Source organism: Solicola gregarius, assembly GCF_025790165.1.
Lineage (GTDB): Bacteria > Actinomycetota > Actinomycetes > Propionibacteriales > Nocardioidaceae > Solicola > Solicola gregarius.
The window spans coordinates 4,744,371-4,755,318 of the sequence record NZ_CP094970.1; the positions used below are offsets into that span (position 1 = coordinate 4,744,371).

Sequence of the window (10,948 nt, forward strand, 5' to 3'; positions counted from 1 at the left end):
CTCCTCACAACCGGCGAACCGCCTCGGCGAATGCGTCACCGCGCGCGGCGTAGTTGGCGAACATGTCCATGGAGGCACACCCTGGCGCGAGCAGCACGGTGTCGCCGGGTTGCGCCATCGTGGCCGCCGCGTCCACGACGCGATCCATTGCCTCAGTCTCGCCGGAATCCACCTCAACTACGGGGACCTCGGGCGCGTGTCGCCGCAACGCGTCGGCGATGAGGGCTCGGTCACGTCCGATCAAAACGGCGCCCCGCATGCGCTCGTGGGTCGCGCTCACGAGGTCGTCGAACGTCGCGCCCTTCGCCAGGCCGCCGGCCACCCAGACGACGTGCGGATAGCTCTCGAGAGATGCCCGAGCGGCATGGGTGTTGGTCGCCTTGGAGTCGTCGACGTAGCGGACCCCGCGAACGGTCGCGACCTCCGCTACCCGGTGCGCGTCGAGCCTGAACCCGCGCAGGCCGTCTCGTACGGCAACCGGTGGCACGCCGTGAGCGCGCGCCAGCGCCGCGGCCGCGAGGGCGTTCGCGACGTTGTGGTCGCCGTCGGGCGCGATGTCGTCGACGGTCGCCAGCTCTGCGGCCGCGGTCTGCCGCTCTGCGACGAACGCGCGGTCGGCGAGCACACCGTCGACGACGCCGAGCATGCCGACCGCCGGAACTCCGAGCGTGAAGCCGATCGCCCGTGCACCGTCGACGACGTCGGCCGCGCGGACGAGCCGCTCGGTCTCCGGGTCGGCGACGTTGTAGACACAGGCGATCTGGGTGTTCTCGAAGATCCGGCCCTTGTCGGCGGCGTACGCGTCGAACGAGCCATGCCAGTCGACGTGGTCGGGCGCGAGATTCAGCACGGCCGAGGCCTGGGCCGACATGCTGCGCGACCAGTGCAGCTGGAAGCTGGACAGCTCGACGGGCAGCACGTCGTACGGCTCGGGGTCCATCACCGCCTCGACGATCGGCTTGCCGACGTTGCCTACCGCGACCGATCGCTTGCCGGCGGCACGCAGCATCGCGTCGAGCATCTGGACCGTCGTCGTCTTGCCGTTCGTACCGGTCACGGCGAGCCACGGCGCATCGCCCTCGACACGCAGGCGCCATGCCAGCTCGACCTCGCCCCACACCGGGATGCCCGACGAGGCGGCCTCGACGAGCAGCGGTGCGGTCGGCGGCCAGCCCGGCGAGGTGACCACGAGATCAGCCGGCGGCAGCGAGGCCGTCGACCCGGCACCCAGGCGTACGTCGGCACCGAGCACCTGAAGGAGGGTTGCCCGCTCGCGGAGCCCGTCGTCGTCGCGCTCGTCGAGCGCGACGACGTTCGCGCCAACGTGCGTGAGGGTGTCGGCCGCCGCGAACCCGCTGACGCCGAACCCGCAGACGACGACGCGTACTCCCTCCCACGACGTCGTGCGATCGAGCTGATTGAGGTCGACGGTCATATCTCGTCGTCGCGCTCGGTCGTCGGCCGGCCGCTCATACCCCGGCGACCCATTCGGCATAGAAGATCCCCAGCCCGAGCGCCACGCACAGCACGCAGATGATCCAGAACCGGATCACGACCGTGATCTCGGCCCAGCCCCCGAGCTCGAAGTGATGGTGCAGCGGCGCCATCCGGAACAGCCGTCTGCCCTTCGTCGCCTTGAACCAACCGACCTGCAGCATCACCGAAACGGCCTGCGCCACGAACAGGCCACCGATGATCGGCAGCAGCAGCTCGGTACGGGTCATGACAGCGAACCCCGCCATCGCACCACCGAGCGAGAGCGAGCCGGTGTCGCCCATGAAGATCTGGGCGGGCGAGGCGTTCCACCACAGGAAGCCGAAACAGGCGCCGGTCAGTGCCGCCGCGACGACCGCGAGGTCGAGCGGGTCGCGTACCTCGTAACAGCCGACGGGCGCGTGTTCCAGCGAACACGACTGGTTGCTCTGCCAGATGTTCACGAACACGAACGCGCCGAACACCATGCCCGATGCGCCGGTGGCGAGCCCGTCGAGGCCGTCGGTGAGGTTCACCGCGTTGCTGGTGCCCGCGATCATGATCAGCACCCAGATCACGATCAGCGCGGCCGGCAGCTCCCAGCTGAAGTCGCGGATGAACGAGATGCTGTGGGAGATCGGGTTGATGTCCTCGTCGTCCGGGAGATTCAGCGCCAGGATCGCGAATGCGAGCGCGATCACCGTCTGACCGGCCATCTTCGCCTTGCTGCGCAGGCCGAGGCTGCGTTGCTTCGAGATCTTGATGTAGTCGTCGAGGAACCCGACGAGGCCGAGTCCGACGTACAGGAAGAGCAGCAACAGCGCGGACGCGCTCGGCTCGGTCTTGGTCACGAGCATCGCGAAGCCGTACGCGATCAGCACGGCCGCCATGACGACCAGGCCGCCCATGGTGGGCGTGCCCCGTTTGGTGTGGTGCGAGGTCGGACCGTCGTCGCGGATCAGCTGACCGTAATGCTTCGCGACCAGGAGCCGGATCGCCATCGGCGTTGCGAGCAGCGTCACCAGCAGTCCCATGCCGCCTGCAAGCAGGATGGCCCTCATTACGCGCTCGTCCTTTCGTCGGCTCCCTGCGACCCGTTCGCGCCCGGGCTCGAAGCAGTATGCCCTGCCCGAGACACCAGCTCGCGGGCGACTCGCTGCAGACCGATGGTGAGCGATGCCTTGACGAGCACGACATCGCCGGGGCCCACCAGGTCTTCGACGATGCGGACGGCAGCGTCGGCGTCGGCGGCGCGGCGTACCGGGGCGCCGGTCCACCCTTCGGCGATCGGTGCGGCGCCGTCGCCGACGAGGACGAGCTCGTCGAGACCCGACTCGGCTGCGTACGCGCCAAGCTGACGGTGCTCTTCGGCCGCGGTCGTGCCGAGCTCGCGCATCTCGCCGAGGACGGCGATCGAGCGGCCCTCTCGTGAGTCGGCGAGGGTCCGTAGCGTTGCTAGCGCGGCCCGCATCGAGTCGGGGTTGGCGTTGTACGCGTCGTTGATCAGCGCGACGCCGTTCGCCAGCTCGTGGCGTTCGAGCCGGGCGGCGGACGAAACCGTGGCCGCGTTCAGAGCATCCACGACGTCTGAGAACGAGACATCGAGGGCCAGCGCGGCCGTCGCCGCGGCGGCAGCGTTCACGGCTTGGTGCATCCCGAGCATCCGCAGGTGCACGTCTGCGCGCTCACCGTCGTACTCCAAGGCGAATGTCGGCTCGCCCTCGGAGTTCACCGTGGGGTCGAGCAGCCGTACGTCGGCGCGCTCGGACTCGCCGAACAGCACGGCCCGGGCAGGCGTACGGCCGCTCATCGCACGTACGAACGGGTCGTCGGCGTTCAGGACGGCACTGCCGTCGGCGGGCAGTGCCTCGACCAGCTCGCCCTTCGCCCGGGCGATGCCCTCACGAGACCCGAACTCGCCGATGTGGGCGACTCCGACGTTGACGACGACGCCGACCTCGGGCGGCGCGATGCCACACAGGTACGCGATGTTGCCGATGTGGCGGGCGCCCATCTCGACCACGAGGTGGCGCGTACGCTCGGTCGCCCGGGTGATGGTCAGCGGCACGCCGATCTCGTTGTTCAGGTTTCCCTCGGTCGCGACGGTCTCGCCGTTGCGCTCGAGGATCTGGCGCAGCAGATCCTTCGTACTCGTCTTGCCCTGCGAACCGGTGATGGCACAGACCCGCGCGGACGAACGGCGTGCGACTTCCGCGGCCACGTACCCCGATGCTCGTACCGGGTCGGGTACCACGACGCACGGGGCGTCGATCTCGCGCGCGGTGAGAGCGAGGGCGGCGCCGGCGGTGACAGCGCCCTCGGCGAAGTCGGTGCCGTCGACTCGCTCGCCCGCGATCGCGACGAACAGGCCGCCGGCCTCCACCGAGCGCGAGTCGACGCTCGCCGCGCCGGTGACGAGCAGGTCGGAGTCGACATGGTGCAGCCGCCCTCCGACGAGGTCGGCGATCTCGCCCGCTCGCAGTGGGATCATCGGGTGCCCGCCCCGTCGAGTGCTTGCAGCGCGGCGCGCGCCTGGAGGACGTCGTCGAACGGATGTACGGTGCCGGCGACCTCTTGCCCCTGCTCGTGTCCCTTGCCGGCGATCAGCACGCAGTCGCCCGCGCGTGCCAACGACACCGCCTGCGAGATTGCCGCACCCCGGTCGCCCGTCTCGCGTACGTCGGCGTCGGTGCCGGCCGCCTCGGCGCCGGCGAGGACGGCCCGGCGGATCTCGGCCGCGTCCTCGCTGCGCGGGTTGTCGTCGGTGACGACGACGACGTCGGCGAGGCGTGCGGCGATCTCGCCCATCACCGGACGCTTCCCGGTGTCGCGGTCGCCACCGGCGCCCACGACGACGATCAGCCGCCCCGAGGTCACGGGGCGCAGTGTCGCCAGCACGGCCTCGAGCGCATCCGGCTTGTGGGCGTAGTCGACGACGACCTGGAAGTCCTGGCCGGCGTCGACGCGCTGCATCCGCCCGGGAACACCGGGCGAAGCCGCGATGCCGCGGGCGGCGGCGCGGGGGTCGATGCCACCGGCCGCGAGTGCTGCGACCACGGCGAGCGCATTCTCCACGTTGAACGCACCGGGCATCGGGATCTCGACGTCCAGCTCGCCGTCCGGCCCCGCGAACGTCGCGCTGGTGCCCGAGGCGCCGGCATCGGTTCGTACGACGGACCAGTCGGCAGCACCCGTCGTCGAGAACGTCGTGACCGGCAGCACCGTGCTGTCGGCCAGTCGCGTACCGAACGGGTCACCGACGTTGACCACGGCCCGGCGGGCGCGCCGCTCGGTGAAGAGCGTCGCCTTCGCTGTGAAGTAGTCCTCCACCGTGCCGTGGAAGTCGAGGTGGTCTCGGCCGAGGTTCAAGAACACCGCGACGTCGAACACGATGCCGTCGACGCGGCCCTGAACCAGCGCATGGCTGGAGACCTCCATCGCACAGGCGGTGACACCCTGCTCCTTCATCGCGGCGAACAAGGCGTGCAGCGCGGGGGCCTCGGGGGTGGTGAGCGCGGTGCGTACGGCCTGCCCGGCGATCCGGGTGCCGATCGTGCCGACGACCGCGGGCGTCTGCCCCGCGGCGTCGAGGGCGGACTCTGCGAGCTGGGTCACCGTCGTCTTGCCCTGGGTGCCCGTGACGCCGACCGTCAGCATCGCGGCTGCGGGCCGGTCGTACACCAGCGCCGCTACGTCTCCGAGGACCGCGCGCGGTCCGTCGACGACGAGCACCGGTACGCGGGTCTCGCTGATGATCCGCGCGCCGTCGGGGTCGGTCAGGACCGCGACCGCGCCGGCCTCCACGGCATCGGCGGCGTACCGCGCGCCGTGCGTACGCGCGCCGGGTAGAGCGGCGTACAGGTCGCCGGGCTCGACGGCCGTCGAGGCCAGGCTCACGCCGGTCACCTGTCCTGTGGCGGCTGGGATGCCCAGCGCCTCGCAGACAGCACTCAGCGAGACGGGCTCGACGTACCGAGGCCGTGCAGCGCCGGTGACGTCCCTCGACTCAGAGGTCATCGATGGCCTTCCTGCGGACGAGTACTCGGAGGTTGCGCGCTCCGAGACGCCCGAGCCTATCGTCACCAGTACAGCGGCGTTCTAGGCGACCGCTCACCCGTCGGCGGCACACCGTACCGCTCGAGCGCTGCCCGCATCACGTCGTGGAACACCGGGCCGGCGTCGCCGCTTCCGGAGCCGCCTCCGGCCGGGTTGTCCAGTACGACGTACGTGAGGAACCGCGGGTCGTCGGCGGGGGCGAAGCCCGCGAAGGACACGGTGTTCTGGCCGCGTACGTAGCTACCGGTCTCGGGATCGACCCGCCATGCGGTGCCGGTCTTGCCCGCGGTGCGGTATCCCGCGATCTTGGTCTGCGTCGCCGTCCCGCCGGGGCTCGTCACGGCCTCCATCATCCGCGTGACGTCGTCGGCCGCGTCCTTCGAGACGACCCGGTGCGAGTCGGGCTCGGGCGCCTGCGTCTCGTCGCCATCGGAGTCGACGTACCCGGACACCAGCGACGGCTCGTTGTACACGCCGCCGTTCGCGATCGCCTCGATCGCCGACGCCTCCTGCATGGCGGTGACGGAGATGCCTTGTCCGAACGAGATCGTGGCGTGCTTTGCGCGCGACCAGTCGTCGGGATCGGCGAGGATGCCGCCGGACTCGCCCGGTAGGCCGATGCCGGTCGGCTCGCCGAATCCGAAGTCCTCGAGGTACGAGTGCATGTTCTTGTCGTTCATCTGCTGCGACAGCGTCACCGTGCCCATGTTCGAGGACAGCCCGATGATGCCCGCGGCGGTCAGGTTCAGCGTGCCGTGACCCCAGTAGTCGCCGATGGTGAAGCCGTCGAGCGTCATCGAGCCGGGCACCCGCACCTTCGTACGCGGGTTGACCAGGCCCTGGTCGGCGAGTGCGGCCATCGTGATGACCTTCTGCACGCTACCCGGCTCGTAGACGTTCTGAACCGCTCGCGCGTTCATGTTGTCCGGCGTGATCGATCCAGGGTCGTTCGCGTCGAACGTCGGCAGCTGCGAGAGCGCCAGCACCTCGCCGGTCTTGACATCCTTCACGATCACGACGCCCCAGTCGGAGCTCGTCTCGTGGACCGCCTGCTGGAGCCGCTGCTGTGCGTACCACTGCAGGTCGCGGTCGATCGTCGTGACGACGTCGGTGCCGGGCTCCGGCTCCTTCACGGTGCTGTCGGCGAGGGGGATCCGCTCGCCCGACGGTGACACCTCGTATGTCGCCTCGCCGTCCTCGCCCGCCAGCTCGCTGTCGTACTCGCGCTCGAGTCCGGCACCGCCCAAGCCATCGGCGTTGACGATGCCGAGAGTGTTCGCGGCGAGGGTGCCACCGGGGTAGGTACGCAACGGCTCGCGCTCGTTCCTGAAGACCCCGGTGAAGCCGGCCGACTCGACCGCTTCGATCGCCTTGTCCGCCTTCCAGGTCGGCACCTGGTGGGCGAGGTAGACGAACTGGGTGTCCGCCTGGCGGAGCTTCTCGACGAGTGTGAAGTAGTCGAGGTCCAGCTTCCTCGCGAGGATCGCCGCGATCTTCGGTGCGTCGTCATCGGTCATCGTCGGGTCCGCGGTGATGGCCCACGCATCGATGCTGGTGGCGAGCGCCTCGCCGTCGCGATCGAGGATCTCTCCGCGCTCGGCATGCAGCGCGATCTTCTGGGTGCCCTCCTCTGCAGCCTTCGCGGCGTACGCGTTGGCGTCGACCCCCTGGAGCTGGAACAGCCGGGCCGCGAACAGCGACAGCAGGAACGCGATCACGATCAGGCAGAACCGCAGCCGGGTCAGCGTCGCCCGAGACGGCCTCGAAGTTCCTCGTACGCGGCCTCATCGGCGCCCTCCTCCGCGGTCGTCGCTCTGGTTCCGGTCGTCGTTCTGGTTCCGGTCGTCGCCGTGGTCGCGGTCATCGCCCTGGTTCCGGTCATCGCCCTGGTTCCGACCGTCGTTCTGGTTCCGGTCATCGCCCTGGTCGCGGTCATCACCCTGCGCAGCTTCGTCGTCCTGCTGCGGCGTCCCGGCGAGTCCGGGGAGGTTGGTGCCGGGGAGAGCGGGGCTCGGGTGTCCGGTGATCTTGCCGTCGGGCAGCCTCAGGAACGCCGGTGACGCGTTCGGGACCATCCCCATTCGGCCGGCTTCGGCCGCAATGCGGTCGGGGCTCGAGAGGCTCTGCACCTCGAGCGTCAGAGCCTGCTCGCGGGTCTGCAGCGACTCGGCCTTCTCCTGCATCGCGGTCAGCTCGAACGCCCGCCGCTGCATGCTGGTGTTGATCAGCAGCAGGCCAACGAGCCCGAGCGCCAACAGGCCGACGACGAGCACCACGAACGGCGCCCGCGGGCGCCGGCGCCCGGACGTCCGTACGACCCGCAGCGGCCGCCGCGGCGGCGGCGACTGCCGGGCCGGGCGTGCCCTCGCGGGTCCGTGCAGCGGGGTCATCGTGCGCCCCGCTCGGGGTCGGCGAGCCGCTCGACGGCGCGTACCCGCACCGAACGGGCACGCGCGTTCGTCTCGATCTCCGCACCGCTCGCCTGTTCTGCCCCGCGCGTGACGAGCCGGTACGACGGCTGTAGCTCCGGCGGAACGACCGGCAGATCCGGTGGCGCCTGGCTCGCCGTCACCGCCGCGAACGCCCGCTTCACGATCCGGTCCTCCAGCGAGTGGTACGCCATCGCGACAACGCGACCGCCCGGCGCGAGCGCGTCGAGCGCGGCCGGCATCGCCCGGCGGAGCACCGCCAGTTCGTCGTTGACCTCGATCCGTAGCGCCTGGAACGTACGTTTCGCGGGGTTGCCGCCCGTGCGCCGCGCGGGCGCGGGAATCTGCTCACGGATCAGTGCGACGAGCTGCTCGCTGGTCGTGAACGGCGCCTCCGCACGCTCGCGTACGACGGCCTCGGCGATACGTCGCGCGAACCGCTCCTCGCCGTACTCGCGCAGCACCCGCGCGAGGTCGACGGCGGAGTAGGTGTTGAGAACGTCGGCCGCGGTCGGCCCGGAGTCGCCCATCCGCATGTCGAGGGGCGCGTCGTGTGCGTACGAGAAGCCGCGCTCGGTGCGGTCGAGCTGCATCGAGGAGACGCCGAGGTCGAGCAGGACGCCGTCGGCGGCACCGATCTCGTACGACTCGAGGACCTCGCCGATCCGGTCGTACGTCGTCTCGGCGGTGTCGAGCCGGTCCGCGAACGGCGCCAACCGCTCGTGCGCGGCGGAGAGCGCGGCGGGATCGCGGTCGATGCCGAGCAGGCGGACGGCGGGGAATCGGGTGAGCAACGCCTCGGCATGTCCGCCGAGGCCGAGGGTGGCGTCGACGACGACGGGAGCCGTACGTCCGGCGAGTGCGGGCTCGAACAGGTCGAGCACCCGGTCGAGCATGACCGGAATGTGCGCAGGGCCTGGTCTCGTCGTCATCTCGCGGCTTCGCGTACGACGGCCGTGCCTGTGGAGGGTCGTGCTCCGTTCCGAGAACGCTCGCGCGGTATGCGCTGCACGGTTGCGACCACCATGTTCGGACCCCTCGTGAGTTCTGTACGTGTGTGGCTTCGTCCGACCAGGTCCCCGTCCGCTTGTCCGGGAAGTTCGCGATCTGACACCGGGGAAGGTGCGTCAGAGCGCGGAAACAAGCGGACTGGAGACCTCGTCGGACGACGCCGGACGACGTCGACTCTTCGAGCCGGTTACTCGATTCCCGGCATCACCTCTTCGGACATCTGTGCGTACGACTCCTCGGTCGCGTCGGCGTAGCGCTCCCATGCACCGGCGTCCCAGATCTCGACGCGGTCCATCGCGCCGATCGCGACGCAGTCGCGCTCGAGCGAGGCCCACGTGCGCAGGACCGGCGGAAGAGTGATGCGGCCCTGCTTGTCGGGCGTCTCCTCGGCGGCACCGCTGAACAGCATCCGCTGGAAGTCACGGTTGGCGCGCTTGGTGAACGACGCCTTCTGTGCCTGCCGGGTGAGGGCGGCGAAATCGTCGAGGCTCCAGACGTACACGCAGTGTTCCTGCCCCTTGGTGAGCACCAGACCCTCCTTCAGCTGATCTCGGAACTTCGCCGGCAGGAAGAGCCGACCCTTGTCGTCGAGGCGCGGGGTGTAGGTGCCGAAGAAAGCCACCGCTCCTCCAACCCCACGATCCCCGTTTGCTCCACTTCGCGCCACTGTACCCCACGTTCCACCACGATCAACCAACGTCGCGCGATGGGCGTGCCGAAGTCCCCCGGTTTCTCGGGCCTGGACAGGGGTGGAGTGAGGTGGAGCGAAATGACGCGCTCGGGCGCGTCAGCGCCGCGCGGCCGCCCGACCCCGCTCGGTAACGATCTGAGTCATCCCGCCGGGGAGTCGTTGAGGCGTTTGCAAGACCCTGAGAGGATCAAGGCACATCCGAGGACCTTGGAGGGGACCAGTGACGGTGACAGGTGTCACTCCGCCCGAGCCCGCCCCACGCGACGGCGCGTTGGGAGCGCTCGAAGACGTCGCCGCACGGCTGCAGAAGTCGATCGAGCACGTCATCGAGGGAAAGTCGGAGGTCGTACGCTCCGCACTCACCGTCCTGCTGGCGGGAGGGCACCTCCTGATCGAGGACGTCCCGGGCGTCGGCAAGACGATGCTGAGCAAGGCGTTGGCCCGCTCGATCGACGGCACGGTGCGGCGCATCCAGTTCACGCCCGACCTGCTGCCGAGCGACGTGACGGGCGTGTCGATCTTCAACCAGAGCACCCGGCAGTTCGAGTTCCGGCCCGGCGGCGTCTTCGCCAACATCGTCGTCGGCGACGAGATCAACCGTGCGTCGCCGAAGACGCAGTCGGCGCTGCTGGAGTGCATGGAAGAGCGACAGGTCACCGTCGACAACTCGACCTACTACCTCGACGACCCGTTCATGGTCATCGCGACGCAGAACCCCATCGAGATGGAGGGCACGTACCCCCTTCCGGAGGCGCAGCGCGACCGCTTCATGGCGCGCCTGTCGATGGGCTACCCCATCGAGCGCGCCGAGCTCGCGATGCTCGACTCACACGCCGGCCGCGACCCGTTGGCCGACCTCGAGCCCGTCACCGACGCCTCCGAGGTCGCGAAGATGGCCTCGCTCGTCTCGGAGGTCTTCGTGTCGCAGGGTGTGCAGCGGTACGTCATCTCGCTCGTCACCGCCACCCGGCAGTCCGGCGAGCTCCGGCTCGGCGCGTCGCCGCGCGCCGCGCTGCATCTCGTCCGTGCCGCGAAGGCACACGCCGCGCTCGATCGCCGTGAGTACGTGATCCCCGATGACGTACAGCGGCTCGTCCTCCCGGTGCTCGGTCACCGGGTCCTGATGACACCCGACGCCGCGATGGGCGGACGCCGCAACGAAGACGTGCTCCGTTCGGTGCTCGAGCACGTCCCCGTGCCCGAGTCGGGTAGGGAGCCCGGCCCACAGAACATCGCACCGGGGCGCTGAGGAGACATGACCTAGATGCGCGAGTCGATGGCCGCCATG

General features: G+C 69.8%; 9 protein-coding genes. 1 reads left to right on the top strand and 8 read right to left on the bottom strand.

Annotated elements, in window-relative coordinates; genetic code table 11:
• Window positions 1-4: 4 nt before the first annotated feature.
• The 8 genes from murD to mraZ all read right to left on the bottom strand — a co-directional run bounded on the left by murD (window position 5) and on the right by mraZ (window position 9,591).
• Window positions 5-1,435 carry a UDP-N-acetylmuramoyl-L-alanine--D-glutamate ligase gene (murD, locus tag L0C25_RS23130; protein ID WP_271634178.1) on the bottom strand — a complete coding sequence of 477 codons (1,431 nt, stop codon included), beginning with the start codon at window positions 1,433-1,435 and terminating at the stop codon, window positions 5-7.
• A 34-nt stretch (window positions 1,436-1,469) separates the two neighbouring features.
• Entirely contained in the window at window positions 1,470-2,534 is a 1,065-nt protein-coding gene (gene mraY, locus L0C25_RS23135) for a phospho-N-acetylmuramoyl-pentapeptide-transferase (RefSeq protein WP_271634179.1), read from the bottom strand.
• Window positions 2,534-3,964, bottom strand: coding sequence for a UDP-N-acetylmuramoyl-tripeptide--D-alanyl-D-alanine ligase (locus tag L0C25_RS23140; RefSeq protein WP_271634181.1), 1,431 nt, complete (start codon window positions 3,962-3,964; stop codon window positions 2,534-2,536). Before L0C25_RS23140 ends, mraY begins: the two co-directional genes overlap by 1 nt.
• The gene (locus L0C25_RS23145; protein ID WP_271634182.1) at window positions 3,961-5,490 is read right to left on the bottom strand and encodes a UDP-N-acetylmuramoyl-L-alanyl-D-glutamate--2,6-diaminopimelate ligase; all 1,530 of its coding nucleotides are present in this window, start codon (window positions 5,488-5,490) and stop codon (window positions 3,961-3,963) included. Before L0C25_RS23145 ends, L0C25_RS23140 begins: the two co-directional genes overlap by 4 nt.
• Window positions 5,491-5,552: 62 nt before the next feature.
• A complete protein-coding gene (locus tag L0C25_RS23150) occupies window positions 5,553-7,247 on the bottom strand; it encodes a peptidoglycan D,D-transpeptidase FtsI family protein (RefSeq protein ID WP_271634184.1) in 1,695 nt (564 codons plus the stop codon).
• A gap of 66 nt (window positions 7,248-7,313) precedes the next feature.
• Entirely contained in the window at window positions 7,314-7,919 is a 606-nt protein-coding gene (locus tag L0C25_RS23155; protein WP_271634186.1) for an FtsB/FtsL family cell division protein, read from the bottom strand.
• Window positions 7,916-8,890: a 16S rRNA (cytosine(1402)-N(4))-methyltransferase RsmH gene (gene rsmH, locus L0C25_RS23160; protein WP_271634188.1), complete on the bottom strand. Its 975-nt coding sequence runs from the start codon at window positions 8,888-8,890 to the stop codon at window positions 7,916-7,918. The genes L0C25_RS23155 and rsmH overlap by 4 nt, the downstream gene beginning before the upstream one ends.
• Window positions 8,891-9,156: 266 nt before the next feature.
• Window positions 9,157-9,591 carry a division/cell wall cluster transcriptional repressor MraZ gene (gene mraZ / locus L0C25_RS23165; protein ID WP_271634189.1) on the bottom strand — a complete coding sequence of 145 codons (435 nt, stop codon included), beginning with the start codon at window positions 9,589-9,591 and terminating at the stop codon, window positions 9,157-9,159.
• Window positions 9,592-9,880: 289 nt separating this feature from the next.
• On the opposite strand from mraZ, the gene L0C25_RS23170 reads away from it, so the two are divergent.
• The gene (locus tag L0C25_RS23170; RefSeq protein WP_408641657.1) at window positions 9,881-10,909 is read left to right on the top strand and encodes an AAA family ATPase; all 1,029 of its coding nucleotides are present in this window, start codon (window positions 9,881-9,883) and stop codon (window positions 10,907-10,909) included.
• The last annotated feature ends 39 nt before the right edge of the window (window positions 10,910-10,948 follow it).